16 protein-coding genes are annotated in these 21,095 nt (G+C 61.0%); 9 read left to right on the plus strand and 7 right to left on the minus strand.

Annotation, left to right across the window (positions count from 1 at the left end; all coding sequences use genetic code 11):
• Positions 1-138 precede the first annotated feature (138 nt).
• The 3 genes from ppsR to AC1RME_RS15335 all read left to right on the plus strand — a co-directional run bounded on the left by ppsR (position 139) and on the right by AC1RME_RS15335 (position 4,335).
• Positions 139-957 (plus strand): posphoenolpyruvate synthetase regulatory kinase/phosphorylase PpsR, encoded by an 819-nt coding sequence (gene ppsR / locus AC1RME_RS15325; protein ID WP_096822521.1) that lies wholly within the window; start codon positions 139-141, stop codon positions 955-957.
• A gap of 295 nt (positions 958-1,252) precedes the next feature.
• Complete coding sequence (locus tag AC1RME_RS15330) at positions 1,253-2,998, plus strand: ABC transporter permease (protein ID WP_096822522.1); 1,746 nt, start codon at positions 1,253-1,255, stop codon at positions 2,996-2,998.
• 14 nt (positions 2,999-3,012) lie between these two features.
• Positions 3,013-4,335, plus strand: a complete 1,323-nt coding sequence (locus AC1RME_RS15335) for an ABC transporter ATP-binding protein (protein WP_096822523.1) — start codon at positions 3,013-3,015, stop codon at positions 4,333-4,335.
• 20 nt (positions 4,336-4,355) lie between these two features.
• Here AC1RME_RS15335 and prpD read toward each other — a convergent pair whose 3' ends face one another.
• From prpD to AC1RME_RS15365, 6 genes are all read right to left on the minus strand, one after another.
• The gene (prpD, locus tag AC1RME_RS15340; protein ID WP_096822524.1) at positions 4,356-5,840 is read right to left on the minus strand and encodes a 2-methylcitrate dehydratase; all 1,485 of its coding nucleotides are present in this window, start codon (positions 5,838-5,840) and stop codon (positions 4,356-4,358) included.
• A 118-nt stretch (positions 5,841-5,958) separates the two neighbouring features.
• The gene (gene prpF / locus AC1RME_RS15345) at positions 5,959-7,161 is read right to left on the minus strand and encodes a 2-methylaconitate cis-trans isomerase PrpF (protein WP_096822525.1); all 1,203 of its coding nucleotides are present in this window, start codon (positions 7,159-7,161) and stop codon (positions 5,959-5,961) included.
• Positions 7,162-7,215: 54 nt separating this feature from the next.
• Positions 7,216-9,810: a Fe/S-dependent 2-methylisocitrate dehydratase AcnD gene (acnD, locus tag AC1RME_RS15350; protein WP_096822526.1), complete on the minus strand. Its 2,595-nt coding sequence runs from the start codon at positions 9,808-9,810 to the stop codon at positions 7,216-7,218.
• Between the two features lie 61 nt (positions 9,811-9,871).
• Positions 9,872-10,999, minus strand: a complete 1,128-nt coding sequence (gene prpC, locus AC1RME_RS15355) for a bifunctional 2-methylcitrate synthase/citrate synthase (RefSeq protein ID WP_096822527.1) — start codon at positions 10,997-10,999, stop codon at positions 9,872-9,874.
• Positions 11,000-11,042: 43 nt separating this feature from the next.
• On the minus strand, positions 11,043-11,933 hold the full coding sequence (gene prpB / locus AC1RME_RS15360) for a methylisocitrate lyase (RefSeq protein ID WP_493091528.1): 891 nt from the start codon (positions 11,931-11,933) through the stop codon (positions 11,043-11,045).
• Positions 11,930-12,652, minus strand: a complete 723-nt coding sequence (locus AC1RME_RS15365) for a GntR family transcriptional regulator (protein WP_169432611.1) — start codon at positions 12,650-12,652, stop codon at positions 11,930-11,932. The genes prpB and AC1RME_RS15365 overlap by 4 nt, the downstream gene beginning before the upstream one ends.
• A 298-nt stretch (positions 12,653-12,950) precedes the next feature.
• Here AC1RME_RS15365 and rloA point away from each other — a divergent pair, with 298 nt between their 5' ends.
• From rloA to pabB, 4 genes are all read left to right on the plus strand, one after another.
• The gene (gene rloA / locus AC1RME_RS15370; protein ID WP_096822528.1) at positions 12,951-13,487 is read left to right on the plus strand and encodes a retropepsin-like aspartic peptidase RloA; all 537 of its coding nucleotides are present in this window, start codon (positions 12,951-12,953) and stop codon (positions 13,485-13,487) included.
• A gap of 5 nt (positions 13,488-13,492) precedes the next feature.
• Entirely contained in the window at positions 13,493-15,028 is a 1,536-nt protein-coding gene (rloB, locus tag AC1RME_RS15375; RefSeq protein ID WP_096822529.1) for an osmotic stress tolerance membrane protein RloB, read from the plus strand.
• Complete coding sequence (locus AC1RME_RS15380) at positions 15,028-16,014, plus strand: alpha-L-glutamate ligase-like protein (RefSeq protein WP_096822530.1); 987 nt, start codon at positions 15,028-15,030, stop codon at positions 16,012-16,014. The genes rloB and AC1RME_RS15380 overlap by 1 nt, the downstream gene beginning before the upstream one ends.
• A gap of 108 nt (positions 16,015-16,122) precedes the next feature.
• On the plus strand, positions 16,123-17,466 hold the full coding sequence (gene pabB / locus AC1RME_RS15385) for an aminodeoxychorismate synthase component I (protein WP_493091529.1): 1,344 nt from the start codon (positions 16,123-16,125) through the stop codon (positions 17,464-17,466).
• 41 nt (positions 17,467-17,507) lie between these two features.
• On the opposite strand, the gene thrH is transcribed toward pabB, so the two are convergent.
• Complete coding sequence (thrH, locus tag AC1RME_RS15390; RefSeq protein WP_096822532.1) at positions 17,508-18,125, minus strand: bifunctional phosphoserine phosphatase/homoserine phosphotransferase ThrH; 618 nt, start codon at positions 18,123-18,125, stop codon at positions 17,508-17,510.
• A gap of 162 nt (positions 18,126-18,287) precedes the next feature.
• Here thrH and AC1RME_RS15395 point away from each other — a divergent pair, with 162 nt between their 5' ends.
• Together AC1RME_RS15395 and AC1RME_RS15400 are read left to right on the plus strand one after the other, a co-directional pair.
• Positions 18,288-19,022: a phosphoadenylyl-sulfate reductase gene (locus AC1RME_RS15395; RefSeq protein ID WP_085711886.1), complete on the plus strand. Its 735-nt coding sequence runs from the start codon at positions 18,288-18,290 to the stop codon at positions 19,020-19,022.
• 478 nt (positions 19,023-19,500) lie between these two features.
• Complete coding sequence (locus AC1RME_RS15400) at positions 19,501-21,045, plus strand: NCS1 family nucleobase:cation symporter-1 (RefSeq protein WP_493091530.1); 1,545 nt, start codon at positions 19,501-19,503, stop codon at positions 21,043-21,045.
• Positions 21,046-21,095: the final 50 nt, after the last annotated feature.

Genomic DNA, 21,095 nt, shown 5'->3' on the forward strand with positions numbered 1-21,095 from the left:
AAACCGGCGGCTCGGGGGAGCGTTGGCCGGCTGTATGGCCTGGACCTGGAAAATAAGTGAGAATGCGGGCCAATGGCGGCCGGCAAATCGCGCCTATCATATCCAAGATTCGTCACTAGCTTAAGGCCCAAGGTGCAAATGAAACGATCTGCTTTCTTTATCTCCGATGGCACCGGCATCACCGCCGAAACCCTGGGTCAAAGCCTTCTGGCGCAGTTCGAAAACATTACCTTCAGCAAATTCACGCGGCCCTACATCGACAGCGTGGAAAAAGCGCGGGCCATGGTACAACAAATCGACAAAGCCGCTGAAACCGACGGTTTCCGGCCGATCATCTTCGACACCATCGTCAATCAGGACATTCGTGAGATTCTCGCAACCTCCAATGGTTTCATGATCGACATCTTCTCGACCTTCCTCGCCCCGCTCGAGCAGGAACTGACCGAGCATTCTTCCTACACCGTCGGCAAATCCCATTCGATCGGTCATAACTCCAATTACATGGAGCGGATCGAGGCGGTGAACTTCGCCCTCGACAACGACGACGGCGCCCGCACCCACTATTACGACAAGGCCGACCTGATACTAGTGGGCGTGTCGCGTTGTGGTAAGACGCCGACGTGTCTGTACATGGCGATGCAGTTCGGCATCCGCGCGGCCAACTATCCGCTGACCGAAGACGACATGGAACGCCTGCAACTGCCGGCTGCCCTGCGCGCCCACCAGCACAAGCTGTTCGGCCTGACCATCGACCCGGACCGCCTCACCGCGATCCGCAACGAGCGCAAGCCCAACAGCCGCTATTCGAGCTACGCCCAGTGCGAATTCGAAGTCCGCGAAGTGGAGAACCTGTTCCGCCGCGAGAACATCCCGCACATCAACTCCACGCATTTTTCGGTGGAAGAGATTTCGGCGAAGATCCTGGTGGAAAAAGGTGTGGAGCGGCGGTTCAAGTAACCCCCGGGCTCCTCAACCTGTACGCACGCTGAATGAAATAGCGCAAAGTCCTCGCGGGCGGTGTTTTTTACGCCCCTGTAACATTCCGAAATATACAATCCGCGCAAGTTGCGTATCCGGCCCGAAACCGGATACGCCAACCCTCTCGACCCGGTGAATTCACCGGGTCCGCAGCATCCACTTCCTGCTTGAAGTCATGGAATGAGCGCCCGCTCGTTCCCGGGTGCGCAATGCAGACAGAAGCTACGCTCAGACAGCCGCGCCTCCATTCAGAACGCTGCAGGACTCACTGCTTATGAATAAAGTGTTCCGTCACTACATCCCGGCCACGACACGGCGCCTGCTGCCCAATCGCTGGGACTTGATCGCCCTGCCGCTGGTGATCGGCTTTTTGCTGTTTTTCTCCATCGGTGCCCGGGAAACCTGGGCCCCGATCGGCTCCCTGCAAAGTGAAGTGGTGTCCCTGGACCCAAGCAACCTGCCCGAATATGCCATGCGCACCACCCTGCGCATGCTCGCGGCGATGGTCGCGGCACTGGTGTTCACCCTGCTCTACGGCACCTTGGCTGCAAAAAGCCGTCGGGCCGAAAAGCTGCTGGTGCCGGTGCTGGACATCCTGCAATCGGTGCCCGTGCTGGGTTACATCTCTTTCACCGTGACTTTCTTTCTATTGTTGTTTCCGGGACGGGTGCTGGGCGCGGAACTCGCCGCGATCTTTGCCATTTTCACCAGCCAGGCATGGAACATGACCTTCAGCTTCTACCAGTCGCTGCGCATGCTGCCGCGGGATCTGGTGGAGGTATCGACCAACCTGCAACTGTCCGGCTGGCAGAAATTCTGGAAGCTCGACGTACCCTTCGCCATGCCCGGACTGGTCTGGAACATGATGATGAGCATGTCCGGCGGCTGGTTCTTCGTGGTGGCGTCCGAAGCGATCACCGTCGGCGACCAGACCATCACCCTGCCGGGGATCGGTTCGTTCCTGGCCATGGCCATCGCGCAAAAAGACATGCACGCGGTGGGCTACGTCATCCTGACGATGGTCGTGGTCATCCTGATCTATGACCAGTTCCTGTTCCGCCCGCTGGTGGCGTGGGCCGACAAGTTCCGCATGGAAAACACCGCATCGCAGACCGCCGCGCCGGAGTCCTGGGTGCTGAATCTGATCCAGCGCACCCGGTTGATCCAGCGCATTTTGCGCCCCGTCACCCGCGTCATCGGCCGGCTCGGCAACATGCGCCTGAGCTTGCCGCGTTCGGCGCGCAAGGTCATGGCCTCGGAAAGTCCCGCCACCACCAAGGCGATTGACTGGATCTGGGGCTCGTTTATCGGGTTGCTGACCGCCTATGCGCTCTACCACATCGCGCTGTACGTCGGCACCGAAGTGACGTTGGCCGAGGTCGGGCATGTGTTGTTGATGGGGTTGTTTACCCTGCTGCGAGTGGCCGGGTTGATCTTCATCGCCTCGCTGATCTGGGTACCGCTGGGTGTGATGATCGGCCTGCGACCGGCATTGGCAGAAAAGATCCAGCCGCTGGCGCAGTTCCTCGCGGCGTTCCCGGCGAACCTGCTGTTCCCGGTGTTCGTCATTGTGATCCTGCGTTACCAGTTGAACCCGGACATCTGGCTCAGTCCGCTGATCGTGCTCGGCACCCAGTGGTACATCCTGTTCAACGTGATCGCCGGGGCCAGCGCCTTCCCCAATGATTTCAAGGAAGCCGCCGCCAACTTCCGCATTCGCGGCTGGCTGTGGTGGCGCAAGGTCATGTTGCCGGGGATCTTCCCGTATTACGTGACCGGCGCCATCACCGCCTCGGGCGGTGCGTGGAACGCCAGCATCGTCTCCGAATTCGTGTCCTGGGGGCAGGACAAGGTCGTCGCCCACGGCCTCGGCGCCTACATCGCGCAAACCACGGCTGCCGGTGACTTCCCGAAAATCACCCTCGGCGTGGTGGTGATGTCGTTCTTTGTCGTGGCCTTCAATCGCTTGGTCTGGCGGCCGATGTACGCCATGGCCGAAAACAAACTTCGCCTGAACTGACGGGATTCGATGTGATGAATACCTTTACCGAACACGCTGGCGCCACACCCGAAATCTACTCGCTCACCAACGTCAACCGGGTGTTTGGCAAGGGCAAGGACGAGCTGCAAGTGCTCAGCGGGGTCGACCTGGCCCTGCACGAAGGCGAGATCGTCGGCATGCTCGGCCGCTCCGGCTCGGGCAAATCGACCCTGCTGCGGATCATCGCGGGCCTGATCGAGCCTTCGTCCGGCGAAGTCCTGTATCACGGCAAACCGCTGGACGGCCCGGCCGAAGGCGTGGCCATGGTGTTCCAGACCTTTGCGCTGTTCCCGTGGCTGACCGTGCTGGAAAACGTCGAAGCCGGCTTGCAAGCCCTGCAAGTCGAACGCAAAGAAGCGCGCAAGCGTGCCTTGGCCGCCATCGACCTGATCGGCCTGGACGGTTTCGAAAACGCCTACCCTCGCGAATTGTCCGGTGGCATGCGCCAGCGCGTGGGTTTCGCTCGCGGACTGGTGGTCAACCCGACACTGCTGTTGATGGACGAGCCCTTCTCGGCGCTGGACGTGTTGACCGCCGAAACCCTGAGGAACGACCTGCTGGACCTCTGGAGCGGCAAGCAACTGCCGATCAAATCGATCCTGATCGTGACCCACAACATCGAAGAAGCGGTGCTGATGTGCGACCGCATTATGGTGCTGTCGTCCAACCCCGGGCGGCTGGTGGCGGAAATCAAGGTGCCCTTCGCCCACCCGCGCAATCGCCTGGACCCGGCCTTCCGGCAGATGGTCGATGACATTTACGCGCAGATGACCGACCGCCGCAGCGCCGACGCCAGCAGCGGCAAACCCGAGCTGAAGATCAGCAGCCCGTTGCAGGAAGTGTCCACCAACCTGATGGCCGGCCTGATCGAAACCCTCGCGGCCGAACCCTACAACGGCCACGCCGGCCTGCCCACCGTGGCCGAGCGGCGCTTGCTGGAAGTGGACGACCTGTTTCCGGTGGCCGAGATGCTCGAATACCTGGGTTTCGCCGAACTCAAGGGCGCCGACATTACCCTGACCGACGCCGGCAAACTGTTTGCGGACTACGGCACCCAGGAACGCAAGACCCTGTTTGCCGAACATCTGATCCGCTACATACCGCTGGCCGCACGCATCCGCCAGGTATTGCTGGAACGCAACGGCCATCGGGCGCCACGGGTGCGTTTCGAGCAGGAACTGGAAGATTCGCTGACCGAAGCCTTCGTCGAGAAAAACCTGGAAATCGTGATTGCCTGGGGCCGTTATGCGGAGATTTTCTCCTACGACGACCACACCGAAACGTTCAGCCTGGAGGACGTCGAGGGCAGTCTGTAGCCCTCGACCATCCCGGCGATTCAGATCACGAACAGGTCGACAAAACGGTTGACCGGCGTCGCCTCAAGCCGCGCCTGATCCTTGCACAGCGCAAGGATCTCGGCGCTGCGCTGGCCGGTGAAACGCGTAGCCAGGTTCGCCCTGAACTTGTCCTCCAGCAACGGAATGCCCTCGGCCCGGCGCCGACGGTGACCGATCGGGTATTCCACCACCACGTTTTCGGTGCTGGAACCGTCCTTGAAAAACACCTGCACCGCGTTGGCAATCGAGCGCTTGTCGGCTTCGAGGTATTCGCGGGTGAAACGCGGCTCTTCGACGATGACCATTTTCTCGCGCAGCACATCGATGACCGGATGGGCCGCGTGGAAATCGTCTTCGTACTGCTCCGCCACCAGATTGCCGAACGCCAGCGGCACGGCGGTCATGTACTGGATGCAGTGATCGCGGTCGGCGGCATTGGCCAGCGGCCCGACCTTGGAAATGATGCGGATCGCCGATTCGTGGGTGGTGATGACGATCCGATCGATTTCATGCAGACGATTGCGCACCTGCGGATGCAGGGTCACGGCGGCTTCGCAGGCAGTTTGCGCGTGGAATTCGGCGGGGAAGCTGATCTTGAACAGCACGTTTTCCATTACGTAACTGCCGAAGGGTCGCGAGAAGCTGAAGGCGCGTTTGTCTTCAGACTTGAGCGCCAGGTCGTTATTGGTGTGGCTGAACAGCACGTCGTAGAAACCCCACTGTTTGGCCGTCAACACGCCGGGAATGCCCATTTCGCCGCGCATCGCGATATCCGCCAGCCGTACGCCCCGGCTCGATGCATCCCCTGCCGCCCAGGATTTACGTGAACCGGCATTCGGCGCATGGCGGTAAGTGCGCAACGCCTGACCGTCGGCGAACGCATGGGACAACGCCGACAACAGTTGCTCGCGATTGGCGCCCATGAGTTTGGCGACAACCGCCGTTGAAGCCACTTTCACCAGAATCACGTGGTCGAGGCCTACACGGTTGAAGGAGTTTTCCAGCGCGATCACGCCCTGAATCTCGTGGGCCATGATCATTGCTTCGAGCACATCACGCACCGTCAGCGGCGCCTCGCCATTGGCCAGACGCTTTTGCGACAAGTGATCGGCCACCGCAAGAATCCCGCCGAGGTTGTCCGACGGATGCCCCCATTCGGCGGCAAGCCAGGTGTCGTTGTAATCCAGCCAGCGCACGATGCAGCCGATGTCCCACGCGGCTTTTACCGGGTCGAGGCGATAGGAGGTGCCGGGGACTCGCGCGCCGAACGGCACGACGGTGCCTTCAACGATGGGGCCAAGGTGTTTGGTGCATTCGGGGAAACGCAGAGCCAGCAGGCCGCAGCCCAGCGTGTCCATCAGGCAGTTGCGGGCGGTGTCGAGGGCTTCGGCAGATTCGATCTTGTAGGTGAGGACATAATCGGCGATGTCCTGCAGGACACGGTCGTAGTCGGGGCGGTTGTTCAGGTCGACGTTGGCGCTCATGTTCGATTCACTCTTGAAAGTGGTTCGTTGATGGGACCTCGGTTCAGGGCTAATTTTTCTTGTTATTGAAATGCGTAAAGCGCTGAGAGCGATCAGGTTCGCTCTCAGCGACTGTGCGTTAGAACGAATCTCCAGGCACGCGGACGAAACCTTCCATCAGTACCCGCGCACTACGGCTCATGATCGCTTTCTTCACAACCCATTCGCCGTTTTCAAGGCTGGCCTCAGCCCCCACACGCAACGTCCCGGACGGATGCCCGAACCGCACGGCATTGCGCTCTACGCCACCGGCCGCCAAGTTTACCAAGGTGCCGGAGATCGCTGCGGCGGTGCCAATCGCCACTGCCGCCGTTCCCATCATCGCGTGGTGCAGCTTGCCCATCGACAACGCCCGCACCAACAAATCCACATCCCCGGCGGCTATCGCCTTGCCACTGGACGCCACGTAATCCGCAGGTTTGGCGACGAAGGCCACTTTCGGCGTGTGCTGACGCTTGGCCGCTTCATCCAGATTGGAAATCAGCCCCATGCGCAACGCACCGTAGGCACGAATGGTCTCAAACATCTGCAACGCTTTCGGATCGCTGTTGATCGCGCTCTGCAGTTCGGTGCCGGTGTAACCGATGTCTTCGGCGTTGACGAAGATCGTCGGGATGCCCGCGTTGATCATGGTCGCCTTGAACGTACCGACACCCGGCACTTCCAGCTCATCGATCAGGTTGCCGGTGGGGAACATCGAGCCACCGCCGCCCTCTTCTTCCGCCGCCGGGTCCATGAATTCGACCTGCACTTCGGCGGCCGGAAAGGTCACGCCGTCGAGTTCGAAATCACCGGTTTCCTGGACTTCGCCATTGGTGATCGGCACGTGGGCAATGATCGTTTTGCCGATATTGGCCTGCCACACGCGAACCACCGCCACGCCGTTGTGCGGAATGCGGCTGGCGTCCACCAGGCCGTTGCTGATGGCGAACGAACCGACCGCCGCCGACAGGTTGCCGCAGTTGCCGCTCCAGTCCACGAAAGGCTTGTCGATGGACACCTGACCGAACAGGTAATCGACGTCGTGATCGGCCTTGATGCTTTTCGAGAGGATCACGGTTTTGCTGGTGCTGGACGTGGCGCCGCCCATGCCGTCGATCTGTTTGTCGTAGGGGTCGGGGCTGCCGATCACTCGCAGCAGCAGGGCATCGCGGGTCGGGCCGGGAATCTGCGCCGCCTCAGGCAGGTCGGTGAGGCTGAAAAATACGCCTTTGCTGGTGCCGCCGCGCATGTAGGTGGCGGGGATTTTGATCTGCGGTGCGAACTTAGCTGCGTGAGCCATGGTGCTCCTTATCCGCAAACGCGGGTCAACCGACCCGCGCTCGCACTGACTGATTTAAACGGCAACCGCCGACTCTTCGAGGAAGTCCTGGGCGAAGCGTTGCAGCACGCCGCCGGCCTCGTAGATCGACACTTCTTCGGCGGTGTCGAGGCGGCAGGTCACCGGCACTTCGACGCGTTCGCCGTTCTTGCGATGGATCACCAGCGTCAGGTCAGCGCGTGGCTTGCGGTCGCCGATCACGTCGTAGGTTTCGCTGCCGTCGATGCCCAGGGTCTTGCGGTCGGTGCCGGGTTTGAATTCCAGCGGCAACACGCCCATGCCCACCAGGTTGGTGCGGTGAATGCGCTCGAAACCTTCGGCGGCAATCGCTTCCACTCCCGCCAGACGCACGCCTTTGGCTGCCCAGTCACGGGACGAACCCTGGCCGTAGTCGGCGCCGGCGATGATGATCAGCGGCTGCTTGCGCTCCATGTAGGTTTCGATGGCTTCCCACATGCGCATCACTTTGCCTTCCGGCTCCACACGCGCCAGCGAACCCTGCTTGACCTTGCCGTTTTCCACGACCATTTCGTTGAACAGTTTCGGGTTGGCAAACGTCGCGCGCTGCGCGGTCAAGTGGTCGCCACGGTGGGTCGCGTAAGAGTTGAAGTCCTCTTCCGGCAGGCCCATCTTCGCCAGGTATTCGCCGGCGGCGCTGTCGAGCATGATCGCGTTTGACGGCGACAGGTGATCGGTAGTGATGTTGTCCGGCAACACCGCCAGCGGGCGCATGCCTTTGAGCGGACGTGCCCCGGCCAGCGCGCCTTCCCAGTACGGCGGACGGCGGATGTAGGTGCTCATTTCGCGCCAGTCGTACAGCGGCGTGACTTTCGGGCCGGTGTCTTCATGGATGGCGAACATCGGAATGTAGACCTGACGGAACTGCTCCGGCTTGACCGAGGATTTCACCACTGCATCGATTTCTTCGTCGCTCGGCCAGATGTCCTTCAGTCGGATTTCCTTGCCGTCGACCACGCCGAGCACGTCTTTTTCAATGTCGAAACGGATGGTGCCGGCAATCGCGTAAGCCACCACCAGCGGCGGCGAAGCGAGGAACGCCTGCTTGGCATACGGGTGAATCCGGCCGTCGAAGTTGCGGTTGCCGGACAGCACGGCGGTGGCGTACAGATCACGGTCGATGATCTCTTGCTGAATCACCGGATCCAGCGCGCCGGACATGCCGTTGCAAGTGGTGCAGGCAAACGCGACGACGCCGAAACCGAGTTGCTCCAGTTCTGTGGTCAGCCCTGCTTCATCGAGGTACAGCGCCACGGTTTTCGAGCCCGGCGCCAGCGACGACTTGACCCACGGTTTGCGAGTCAGGCCGAGCTTGTTGGCATTGCGCGCCAGCAGGCCGGCGGCGATCACGTTGCGCGGGTTGCTGGTGTTGGTGCAACTGGTGATGGCAGCGATGATCACCGCGCCGTCGGGCATTTGGCCGGGCACGTCTTCCCATTTCCCGGAGATGCCTTTGGCCGCCAGATCCGACACCGCCACGCGGGCGTGCGGGTTGCTCGGGCCGGCCATGTTGCGCACCACCGAAGACAGATCGAAGGTCAAACCGCGCTCGTATTGCGCACCTTTCAGGCTGTCGGCCCACAGACCGATCTGCTTGGCGTATTGCTCGACGAGCTGCACTTGCTGGTCTTCGCGACCAGTGAGTTTCAGGTAGTCGATGGTCTGCTGGTCGATGTAGAACATCGCCGCCGTGGCGCCGTATTCCGGGGCCATGTTGGAGATGGTCGCGCGGTCGCCGAGAGTCAACGCGGAAGCGCCTTCGCCGAAGAACTCCAGCCACGCACCCACGACTTTCTGTTTGCGCAGGTACTCGGTCAACGCCAGCACCATGTCGGTGGCGGTGATGCCCGGTTGCAGCTTGCCGGTCAGTTCGACGCCGACGCTTTCCGGCAGGCGCATCCACGACGCGCGGCCGAGCATCACGCTCTCGGCTTCGAGACCACCGACACCAATGGCAATCACGCCCAGCGCATCGACATGCGGGGTGTGGCTGTCGGTGCCGACGCAGGTATCCGGGAACGCCACGCCGTCACGCACCTGAATCACCGGAGACATTTTCTCCAGGTTGATCTGGTGCATGATGCCGTTGCCCGGCGGGATCACGTCGACGTTCTTGAACGCCTTCTTGGTCCAGTTGATGAAGTGGAAACGGTCTTCGTTGCGGCGGTCTTCGATGGCGCGGTTCTTCTCGAACGCCTGCTTGTCGAAACCGCCCGCCTCCACCGCCAGCGAGTGGTCGACGATCAGTTGCGTCGGCACCACTGGATTGACCTGCGCCGGGTCGCCGCCCTGCTGGGCAATCGCGTCGCGCAGGCCGGCCAGATCCACCAGCGCGGTCTGGCCGAGAATGTCGTGGCAAACCACGCGGGCCGGGAACCACGGGAAGTCGAGGTCGCGTTTGCGCTCGATCAGTTGTTTCAGGGAATCGGTGAGCGTGGCCGGGTCGCAGCGACGCACGAGGTTTTCCGCCAGCACGCGAGAGGTGTACGGCAGGGTGTCGTAGCTGCCGGGCTGGATCGCATCGACAGCCGCACGGACGTCGAAAAAGTCCAGCGGCGTGCCGGGCAGGTTCTTGCGAAATTCTGTGTTCATCGGTCAGGACTCGGTCACGGTAGTTTCAAAGAGGGGGCGCCTGTACCGGCGCCCTCCCCGGTCAGCGCTGTTCGATCGGCACGAACTTGCGCTGTTCGACGCCGACATACTCGGCGCTCGGACGGATGATGCGGTTGTTGGCGCGCTGTTCGAACACGTGCGCCGCCCAGCCGGTCAGGCGCGAGCAGACGAAGATCGGGGTGAACAGCTTGGTCGGGATGCCCATGAAGTGGTACGCCGAGGCATGGTAGAAGTCGGCGTTGGGGAACAGTTTCTTCTGTTCCCACATGGTCTTGTCGATGGCTTCCGAGACCGCGAACAACACCTTGTCGCCCACTTCGTCGGCGAGTTTTTTCGACCAGCCCTTGATCACCTCGTTGCGCGGATCGCTGTCCTTATAGATCGCGTGGCCGAAGCCCATGATCTTGTCCTTGCGCTCGAGCATGCCGAGGGTGCCTTTGATCGCCTCTTCCGGCGACGAGAAGCGCTCGATCATTTCCATCGCCGCTTCGTTGGCACCGCCGTGCAGCGGGCCGCGCAGCGAACCGATGGCCGCCGTGACGCAGGAATACAGGTCGGACAGGGTCGAAGCGCACACCCGAGCGGTGAAGGTCGAAGCGTTGAACTCGTGTTCGGCGTAGAGGATCAGCGACACGTTCATCACCTTGACGTGCAGCTCGCTCGGCTTCTTGTCGTGCAGCAGATGCAGGAAGTGACCGCCGATGGACGGCTCGTCCGTCACGCAGTTGATGCGTTTGCCGTCGTGGCTGAAGCGATACCAGTAGCACATGATCGCCGGGAACGCGGCCAGCAGGCGGTCGGTCTTGTCGCGTTGCTCGGAGAAATCCTTCTCCGGCTCGATGTTGCCAAGGAACGAGCAACCGGTGCGCATCACGTCCATCGGATGGGCGTCGGCGGGGATGCGTTCCAGCACTTCTTTCAGCGCTTGCGGCAGGTCGCGCAGCTTGCTCAGTTTGCTCTGGTAGTCAGCGAGTTGTGCCTTGGTCGGCAGTTCTCCGTAGAGCAGCAGGTACGCGACTTCTTCAAATTGTGCGTCTGCCGCCAGTTCGCGCACGTCGTAGCCGCGATAGGTCAGCCCGGCACCGGCCTGGCCCACGGTGGACAGTGCGGTTTGCCCGGCAACCTGGCCCCGGAGCCCGGCGCCACTGAGTACTTTTGCTTCGGCCATTGTTGTCTCCAATCTTGAATTTGTTAGGGAGTACGGTTGCGGCTTACTTCTTCGCCGCAAACAACGCGTCGAGCTTCTGCTCGAAGGTGTGGTAATCGATGCGATCGTAGAGCTCCATGCGAGTCTGCATGGTGTCGATGACATTCTGCTGGGTGCCGTCGCGGCGGATCGCGGTGTAGACGTTTTCCGCGGCCTTGTTCATCGCGCGGAACGCCGACAGCGGGTACAGCACCAGCGACACATCGGCACCGGCCAACTGCTCGGTGGTGTACAGCGGCGTCGAGCCGAACTCGGTGATGTTGGCCAGGATCGGCGCTTTCACGCGGCTGGCGAACAGCTTGTACATCTCCAGCTCCGCGATGGCTTCCGGGAAGATCATGTCGGCGCCGGCCTCGATGCACGCGGCGGCGCGATCCAGTGCCGATTCCAGACCTTCAACGGCCAGCGCGTCGGTGCGGGCCATGATCACGAAGCTGTCGTCGGTGCGGGCATCGACGGCAGCCTTGATGCGGTCAACCATTTCCTGCTGGGTGACGATCTCTTTGTTCGGACGGTGGCCGCAGCGCTTGGCGCCGACCTGGTCTTCGATGTGGATCGCCGCGGCGCCAAACTTGATCATCGACTTCACGGTACGGGCCACGTTGAACGCCGAGGCGCCGAAACCAGTGTCCACGTCCACCAGCAGCGGCAGGTCGCAGACATCGGTGATGCGGCGCACGTCGGTCAGCACGTCATCCAGGCCGGTGATGCCCAGGTCCGGCACGCCGAGGGAGCCGGCGGCCACCCCGCCACCCGACAGGTAGATCGCCTTGAAGCCGGCGCGCTTGGCCAGCAGCGCGTGGTTGGCGTTGATCGCGCCGACCACTTGCAGCGGATGTTCGCTGGCGACCGCATCGCGGAAACGCTGGCCTGGAGTGCTCTTGTTGGAACTCATGACTCACCTCGTTCAGTGGCTGTCTTATTGTCGGCGCCGTCCTGGTAATGACGGGCGATGTTGCGTTTCGAGGCGCCGATGTGGCGGCGCATCAACAATTCCGCGAGTTCGCCGTCACGGTCGGCGATGGCATCGAGAATCCGGTGGTGTTCGGCAAAGGCCTGGCGCGGGCGGTTGGGCGTGGTGGAAAACTGGATGCGGTACATGCGCACCAGTTGATAGAGCTCGCCGCAGAGCATCTGGGTCAGGGTGCGGTTGCCGCTGCCCTGGATGATCCGGTAATGAAAGTCGAAATCGCCTTCCTGCTGGTAGTAGCCGACGCCGGCCTGGAACGCGGCATCGCGTTCGTGGGTTTCCAGCACCCGGCGCAGTTCGTCGATTTCTTCGACACTCATGCGTTCGGCCGCCAGACGGCACGCCATGCCTTCGAGGGATTCGCGGATTTCGTAGAGTTCGAGCAGTTCCGCGTGGCTCAGCGACACCACCCGCGCACCGACGTGCGGCACGCGCACCAGCAGGCGCTGGCCTTCGAGCCGGTGAATTGCCTCGCGCAGCGGCCCGCGACTGATGCCGTAGGTGCGCGCCAGTTCCGGCTCGGAGATCTTGCTGCCCGGGGCGATCTCGCCTTTGACGATGGCGGCCTGGATACGTCGGAAGACGTTTTCGGACAGGGTTTCCGAATCGTCGCCGCTGATGACCGGGGGATCGAGTTGATCCAGCATATTGTCGACACCTTGAAAACCAATGCGGCAAAAACTAGCGAATCAGCCTTCATCAGTCAAAGGATAAATGGATATTGTCGACAATCGTCTAATAACCCCCAGCATCAACCCCAAGGGTTATAGACCCGTTCGGGCGCTGGCGCCATAAAACCACCGTGCTAGAATGCCGCCCGCATTTGCTGGTCACTTGCACGGCTTGTCATAAAAAGCTGATAGGCACACGAAGGCGCGCGCAGACAGGATCTCCTGACGCCGTGGCCCTGAACCGAGAACGGACCGCTGCTCGCCAGGATTTATGAGACTCAAGCCCTTCCCCACCTTTTTCTATCTGTTTTGCCTGCCCAGCCTGGCTGTGGCGGGGGAAAAGACTGTGTACGGCCTCAACGAATACGCCGCCCTCGACGGGATCAACCTGGAAGTGGCGGCCAAACTCGACACCGGGGCGAAAACCGCCTCCCTGAGCGCTCGCGACATCAAACGCTTCAAACGCAACGGCGAGTCCTGGGTGCGTTTCTACCTGGCCATCGACGCCGCGCATTCGCACCCGATCGAACGGCCGCTGGCCCGGGTCAGCAAGATCAAGCGCCGCGCCGGCGACTACGACCCGGAAGAAGGCAAGAAGTACACCGCCCGCCCGGTGATCGAGCTGGATATCTGCATGGGCACGGCAATGCGCAGCATCGAAGTGAACCTGACCGACCGCAGTGCGTTCCAATACCCGCTTTTGATCGGCTCCGAGGCGCTGAAACGCTTCGATGCGCTGGTCGATCCCAGTCTTAAATACGCTGCCGGCAAACCCGCCTGCGCCATCGCCGCTCATACCGCCGAGTAATTTCCATGCGTTCTCTAACCTTCCACCTGAAAATCCTGATCACCATTCTGGTGCTCCTGGGCGTTTCGGTTACGGCCTATCAGATTTTCGTGCTCGGCATCCCGGTGACCGAAGACGCCACCGACGACTTGTGGAACATCGACGCCAAGGTCGAGTTCGTCGCCAGCACCAAGGATCCGGTGAAGATCCAGATGTTCGTGCCGCCCCTGAGCCGCGATTACGTCAGCCTCAATGAAAGCTTCATCTCCAACAATTACGGCGTGGCGGTCAACCGTGTCGACGGCAACCGCAAGGTCACGTGGTCGGCGCGCCGGGCCAAGGGCAACCAGACCCTTTATTACCGTCTGGTGCTGACCAAGCGCTACACCGCTGAAAAAACCAAGATCAAAGGTCCGACCTTCCGCGACAGCATCGCCATCGAAGGCCCGGAAAAAATCGCCGCCGAAGCCCTGCTTGCGCCGATCCGCCAACACTCGGCCGACGTCGAAACCTTTATTGGCGAGGCAATCAAACGCGTCAACAACGTCAACGACGACAACGTGAAACTGCTGCTGGCGGGCGATCCGTCGACGCCGCACAAGGCGAAAATCGTCGAACTGCTGCTGTCCATCGCCCACGTGCCGGTGGAAAAGGTCCACACCATCCGCCTCGTCGCCGATCAGCCGCAAACCCCTGAACTGTGGCTGCGCAGCTTCAATGGCACCGACTGGCTGTACTTCAACCCGGAAACCGGCGAACAAGGCCTGCCGACCGACCGTCTGCTGTGGTGGAGCGGCGATGAAAACCTGATCACCGTGGACGGCGGCAAGAAGGCCAACGTGACCTTCAGCCTGAACAACAGCGAGATGAACGCGATTCGTCTGGCCAAGCTGACCGACGAAAACACCGACGCCAACTTCCTCGAATACTCGCTGTACGGCCTGCCGCTGCAAACCCAGCAGACGTTCATGATCATGGTGATGATCCCGATCGGCGTGCTGGTGATCCTGATCCTGCGCAACCTGATCGGCCTGCAGACCCTCGGCACGTTCACTCCGGTGCTGATCGCCCTGGCCTTCCGCGAAACACAGCTGGGCTTCGGCATCCTGCTGTTTACCGTGATTACGGCGCTGGGCCTGTCGCTGCGTTCGTATCTGGAACACCTGAAGTTGCAAATGCTGCCGCGTCTGTCGGTGGTGTTGACGTTCGTGGTGGTGCTGATCGCGGCGATCAGCCTGTTCAGCCACAAGCTCGGCCTGGAACGCGGCCTGTCGGTGGCGTTGTTCCCGATGGTGATTCTGACCATGACCATCGAACGCCTGTCGATCACCTGGGAAGAACGCGGCGCCAGCCATGCCTTGAAAGTGGCAATCGGCACACTGTTCGCGGCGTCCCTGGCGCACCTGATCATGACCGTTCCAGAGCTGGTGTACTTCGTGTTCACCTTCCCGGCGATCCTGCTGATCCTGGTGGGCTTCATGCTGGCCATGGGTCGCTATCGCGGTTATCGCCTGACCGAACTGGTGCGCTTCAAGGCTTTCCTGAAGAAGGCTGACGCCTGATGTTCGGTTTCTGGAAGACCTGGAAGGCCCTGGAAGCCCGGGGCATCATGGGCATCAATCGGCGTAACGCGGACTACGTGCTCAAGTACAACAAGCGCAGCCTGTACCCGATCGTCGATGACAAGATCATCACCAAGGAACGCGCGATCAAGGCCGGTATTCATGTGCCGGAACTGTATGGCGTGATTTCCACGGAGAAGGAAATCGACAATCTCGACGAGATCATCGGCGGGCGCAGCGATTTCGTGATCAAGCCGGCCCAGGGCGCCGGCGGTGACGGCATCATCGTCATCGCTGACCGTTTCGAGGGTCGCTATCGCACGGTATCGGGCAAGATCCTCACTCACGAAGAGCTCGAGCATCACATCTCCAGCATCCTCACCGGCCTGTATTCGCTGGGCGGCCACCGCGACCGGGCGCTGATCGAATACCGGGTGACCCCGGACCAGATCTTCAAGAGCATCAGCTACGAAGGCGTGCCGGACATCCGCATCATCGTGCTGATGGGCTACCCGGTGATGGCCATGCTGCGCCTGCCGACCCGTCAGTCCGGCGGCAAGGCCAACCTGCACCAGGGCGCCATCGGCGTCGGGGTCGACTTGGCGACCGGTCTGACCCTGCGCGGCACCTGGCTGAACAACATCATCGCCAAACACCCGGACACCACCAACGCGGTGGACGGCGTGCAACTGCCCTACTGGGACGGTTTCATGAGGCTCGCGGCCGGTTGCTATGAGTTGTGCGGCCTGGGCTACATCGGCGTGGACATGGTGCTGGACCAGGAAAAAGGCCCGCTGATTCTCGAGCTGAATGCGCGACCGGGGCTGAATATCCAGATTGCCAACGACTGCGGCCTGACCTCGCGCACCCATGCGGTGGAAGCGCATCTGGAAGACCTCAAGGCACGTGGCGTGACTGAAACGGTTGAAGAGCGCGTGGCGTTTGCTCAGGAGTTGTTTGGGCATATTCCGGCGGTCGAGGGCTGAGTCGCGTTACCTGCCTCCGATCTGCCAATCCCCGACATCCCCTCTAGGAGCAATTCCCCGAGGGGACTACAATCCCCACCCCGCCTCGATGGCCGATCTGCCCCGCCCATGTTGACCTGTTCCGTACACCCGCTGCCCTACCGCGCCAACCCCGCCGACTATTTCGCGGCCGTCCGCCATGCGCCCGGCGCCGTGCTGCTCGACAGTGGCCGGCCGAGTGCCGACCGTGGCCGTTATGACCTGCTCAGCGCCTGGCCGCTGGAACAACTGGCGGTGTTGCCGGACGAGCGCGGCGAGAGTTTCCTGCAACGCCTGCGGGATAATCTGACGCGATTGGGCGACGCGCAATTGCCTGACGCCTATGAACTGCCGTTCGCCGGTGGATTGATCGGTTACCTGAGCTACGACTTCGGCCGGCATCTGGAAAACATGCCGAGTCAGGCGCTGGATGATCTGCAGCTGCCGGATGCGCGTTTTGGTCTGTACGACTGGGCTTTAATCAGTGATCACCACAAGGCCACCAGTCAGTTGGTGTTTCACCCGTCGGTCAGCGCTAGCGAAAAACAACGCCTGATCGATGTGTTCAGCCAACCGGCAGTCGGCAAGCTGACCCCGTTCAAGCTGAACAGCCCGATGGCAGCCGACCTCTCGGCCGATGAATACCGCCAAGCACTCGAACGCATTCATCAATACATCCAGGCCGGGGACTGCTATCAGGTCAATTTCGCCCAGCGTTTCCGCGCGCTGTGCGAAGGCGACCCATGGCTGGCCTACTGCAAATTGCGCGAAGCCTGCCCGACACCGTTTTCCGGATTCCAGAGCCTGCCCGACGGTAATGCGGTGCTGAGCCTCTCGCCCGAGCGCTTCGTCAAAGTCAGCCAGCGTCAAGTGGAAACCCGCCCGATCAAAGGCACTCGCCCCCGTGGCGCGACCCCGGCCGAAGACGCCGCCAACGCTGCCGAACTGCTGGCCAGCCCCAAGGATCGCGCAGAAAACCTGATGATCGTCGACCTGCTGCGCAACGACCTGGGTCGCACTTGCCGTATCGGCTCGGTGCGGGTGCCGGAGTTGTTCAGCCTGGAAAGCTATCCGAACGTGCATCACCTGGTCAGCAGCGTGACCGGCGAACTGGCAGATGATCGCGATGCCCTGGACCTGATTGCCGGCAGCTTCCCCGGCGGCTCGATCACTGGCGCGCCGAAAATTCGTGCAATGCAGATCATCGATGAACTGGAACCGACCCGACGTGGGTTGTATTGCGGCTCGTTGCTGTACCTGGACGTGCGCGGCGAGATGGACAGTTCCATCGCCATTCGCAGCCTGCTGGTGAAGGATGGGCAGGTGTGTTGCTGGGGCGGTGGCGGGATTGTGGCCGACTCGGATTGGGAGGCGGAGTATCAGGAGTCGATCACCAAGGTCAGGGTCCTGCTCGAAACCTTGCAGAACCTCTGACGCTTGCGGCGAGGGTGGTTGCGCCCTCGCCACAGTATGACTTACAGGCTCAAATCGCGGTTTGAAGCCTTGAGAAACTCCTGCTTCAATTCGCCAAAGCTGTGCACCGCCGGAAACTGCGGGAATTCCCGAATCACGTTATCCGGCGCATGGAACAGAATCCCCGCATCCGCTTCGCCCAGCATGCTGGTGTCGTTGTAGGAATCCCCCGCCGCAATCACCCGGTAATACAAGCTTTTGAAGGCCAGGACCGACTGACGTTTCGGATCTTTCTGACGCAACTGATAGCTCGTCACCCGCCCGCTTTCGTCAGTAATCAGACGGTGGCAGAGCAAGGTCGGGAAGCCCAGCTGACGCATCAGCGGCTGGGAAAACTCATAAAACGTGTCCGACAGAATCACCACCTGAAACCGCTCGCGCAGCCAGTTGACGAACTCCACCGCACCGTCCAGCGGCTTGAGGGTGGCGATCACTTCCTGAATGTCTGAAAGCTTGAGGCCATGCTCGTCGAGGATGCGCAGGCGCTGTTTCATCAGCACGTCGTAGTCGGGAATGTCCCGGGTGGTGGCCTTGAGCGATTCGATTCCGGTTTTTTCGGCGAAGGCGATCCAGATTTCCGGTACCAGCACCCCTTCAAGATCAAGACAGGCAATTTCCACAGGACACTCCGTTTGTAATGTTTATTGAGTCGAGCGAGCCCGAACTCTAGCGGCTCGTTCCGGGCCACGCAACGCAGAGTGGCCCCCGGCCTGCGCCGCTTTTTGTTAACATCGCCGCCATATAGAGCGCCCAGCGCCACCGACCTGTAGGAAGCCGCCCTGATGAGCCCAACGTTTGACGTCGTGGAACTCGCCACGACCTATGCCAACAAATCCGCGCAGGACATCCTCAAGCTCGCGTTCGCCGAGTTCGGTGATGACCTGTGGATATCTTTCAGCGGCGCCGAGGATGTGGTGCTGGTGGACATGGCCTGGAAGCTGAACAAGAACGTCAAGGTGTTCAGTCTCGACACCGGCCGTCTGCACCCGGAAACCTATCGGTTCATCGACCAGGTGCGCGAGCACTACAAGATCGACATCGAACTGGTCTCGCCGGACTACACGAAACTCGAACCGTTCGTGAAGGAAAAAGGCCTGTTCAGTTTCTACAAGGACGGCCATGGCGAGTGCTGCGGCATCCGCAAGATCGAGCCGCTGCGCCGCAAACTGTCCGGTGTCAAAGCCTGGGCCACTGGCCAGCGCCGTGACCAGAGCCCTGGCACCCGCAGCGCGGTCGCGGTAATGGAAATCGACAGCGCGTTCTCCACCCCGGAGCGCACCCTTTACAAGTTCAACCCGCTGGCGCAGATGACCAGCGAGGAAATCTGGGGCTACATCCGCATGCTGGAGCTGCCGTACAACAGCCTGCATGAGCGCGGTTTCATCAGCATCGGCTGCGAACCATGCACCCGCCCTGTGCTGCCAAACCAGCACGAGCGCGAAGGCCGCTGGTGGTGGGAAGAGGCGACCCAGAAAGAATGCGGGTTGCATGCCGGGAATATCATCAGCAAGGCGTAAACCGTTCGACCCACAGTTGTCTCTGCCAGACATGAAAAATGTGTACACACGAATGTCACCATCGGTGCCATTTATGTGTGCACTTTTCATTTCCGCGCCCTGAAAAGTTACATCCCGCTCCCAAAGCGATCCCTTCCGGCGTCCGCCAAAATCCCTTCCGAAAAATAAATACCTGTTCGAACGGTCAATTTATATCGCCTGAATTTCAGCGACTTAGCGCCATTCAATAACTATTCGAAATCAACGGCGATTTTCATAGATCGCTGACTGGCACAGATCTGGCTTTAGTGCATACATGTTTTGTATACAAAACTGCAAAACATGAACCCACACTTTCGATCCGCAAGCCTGAAGCGCCCTATCCCGTACAGGCTGCAGATGCCCCTAACCTGTGATGTTTCACCGCCGCGACGAAGATCTGCCGAGCCAGAGCGCTCATGCACAGTCATCGCGGCCCGAACATCAGGAGCCTGCCGGAATGCGTACGAGTCTCTCGAACAACAACATCGCGCTGAATCTGCCCTCCTCCTCAACCCTCGATCACACCGTGCCCGGTGATGGCATCGCCGAACCGCTGCAATTGAGCCCGCGTCTGCACAACAGTGACCTCGCACCGACCAAGGTCGAAGGACGTCGCTGGGGCAAATACAGCATTTTTGCCCTGTGGACCAACGATGTGCACAACATCGCCAACTATTCGTTTGCCATCGGTCTGTACGCCCTGGGTCTGGGCGGCTGGCAGATTCTGCTGTCGCTGGGGATCGGCGCGGCGCTGGTGTACTTCTTCATGAACCTGTCCGGTTACATGGGGCAGAAAACCGGGGTACCGTTTCCGGTAATCAGCCGGATCAGTTTCGGTATCCACGGGGCGCAGATTCCTGCGTTGATCCGGGCAATTATCGCCATCGCCTGGTTCGGGATTCAGACGTACCTGGCGTCGGTGGTGTTTCGCGTGTTGCTCACGGCAGTTCACCCCGGTTTCGCCGACTACGACCACAACTCGATCCTCGGCCTGTCGAGCCTGGGCTGGGTGTGTTTCGTGGCAATCTGGTTCGTGCAGTTGGGGATTCTGGCCTACGGCATGGAGATGGTTCGTCGCTACGAAGCCTTCGCCGGGCCGGTGATTCTGCTGACCGTCGCCTGCCTCGCCGCGTGGATGTACACCCAGGCCAACGCGACCATTGCCTGGTCGATCCGCGAACCGCTGACCGGCGGCGAGATGTGGCGCAATATCTTTGCCGGCGGCGCTTTGTGGCTGGCGATCTACGGCACGCTGATCCTCAACTTCTGCGACTTCGCCCGTTCTTCGCCGTGCCGCAAAACCATCAAGGTCGGAAACTTCTGGGGCCTGCCGGTAAATATTCTGGTGTTCGCCGGGATCACCGTCCTGCTGTGCGGTGCGCAATTTCAGATCAACGGCCGGATCATCGAAAGCCCGACCGAAATCATCGCCTCGATCCCCAACACGTTCTTTCTGGTGCTCGGCTGCCTGGCGTTCCTGATCGTCACCGTGGCGGTGAACATCATGGCCAACTTCGTCGCCCCGGCCTTCGTGCTCAGCAATCTGGCGCCGAAGTACCTGACCTTCCGCCGCGCCGGGCTGATCAGCGCGACGATTGCGGTGCTGATCCTGCCGTGGAATCTCTACAACAGCCCGCTGGTGATCGTGTATTTCCTGTCCGGCCTCGGCGCCCTGCTCGGCCCGCTGTACGGCGTGATCATGGTCGACTACTGGCTGATCCGCAAAGGCCGGATCCACGTGCCGCAGCTGTACAGCGAAAGCCCCAACGGCGCGTATTACTACAGCCGAGGGGTCAATCTGCGGGCGGTCGCGGCGTTCATTCCGGCCGCGCTGATCGCGATCGTTCTGGCATTGGTACCGGGCTTCCACAGCGTTTCGCCCTTCTCCTGGCTGATCGGTGCCGGCATTGCTGGAATGCTCTACCTGATCATCGCCAAACGCCAACCGCACTACGCCGATGTGGACGGTGAAGCCATCGCCGTCGAAAACGTCAGCCACTGAAACTTTTGGCGGCCCTTCGCGGGCCGCAGAACCAACCGTAATAAGGACTT

This window comes from Pseudomonas sp. GW822-FHT03F08 (assembly GCF_058801265.1).

Excerpts from the sequence above, each read along its gene's own strand:
- ppsR (WP_096822521.1), top strand. The coding sequence starts at position 139 with ATGAAACGATCTGCTTTCTTTATCTCCGATGGCACCGGCATCACCGCC.
- AC1RME_RS15330 (WP_096822522.1), top strand. The coding sequence starts at position 1,253 with ATGAATAAAGTGTTCCGTCACTACATCCCGGCCACGACACGGCGCCTG.
- AC1RME_RS15335 (WP_096822523.1), top strand. The coding sequence starts at position 3,013 with ATGAATACCTTTACCGAACACGCTGGCGCCACACCCGAAATCTACTCG.
- prpD (WP_096822524.1), bottom strand. The coding sequence starts at position 5,840 with ATGAGCGCCAACGTCGACCTGAACAACCGCCCCGACTACGACCGTGTC.
- prpF (WP_096822525.1), bottom strand. The coding sequence starts at position 7,161 with ATGGCTCACGCAGCTAAGTTCGCACCGCAGATCAAAATCCCCGCCACC.
- acnD (WP_096822526.1), bottom strand. The coding sequence starts at position 9,810 with ATGAACACAGAATTTCGCAAGAACCTGCCCGGCACGCCGCTGGACTTT.
- prpC (WP_096822527.1), bottom strand. The coding sequence starts at position 10,999 with ATGGCCGAAGCAAAAGTACTCAGTGGCGCCGGGCTCCGGGGCCAGGTT.
- prpB (WP_493091528.1), bottom strand. The coding sequence starts at position 11,933 with ATGAGTTCCAACAAGAGCACTCCAGGCCAGCGTTTCCGCGATGCGGTC.
- rloA (WP_096822528.1), top strand. The coding sequence starts at position 12,951 with ATGAGACTCAAGCCCTTCCCCACCTTTTTCTATCTGTTTTGCCTGCCC.
- rloB (WP_096822529.1), top strand. The coding sequence starts at position 13,493 with ATGCGTTCTCTAACCTTCCACCTGAAAATCCTGATCACCATTCTGGTG.
- AC1RME_RS15380 (WP_096822530.1), top strand. The coding sequence starts at position 15,028 with ATGTTCGGTTTCTGGAAGACCTGGAAGGCCCTGGAAGCCCGGGGCATC.
- pabB (WP_493091529.1), top strand. The coding sequence starts at position 16,123 with ATGTTGACCTGTTCCGTACACCCGCTGCCCTACCGCGCCAACCCCGCC.
- AC1RME_RS15395 (WP_085711886.1), top strand. The coding sequence starts at position 18,288 with ATGAGCCCAACGTTTGACGTCGTGGAACTCGCCACGACCTATGCCAAC.
- AC1RME_RS15400 (WP_493091530.1), top strand. The coding sequence starts at position 19,501 with ATGCGTACGAGTCTCTCGAACAACAACATCGCGCTGAATCTGCCCTCC.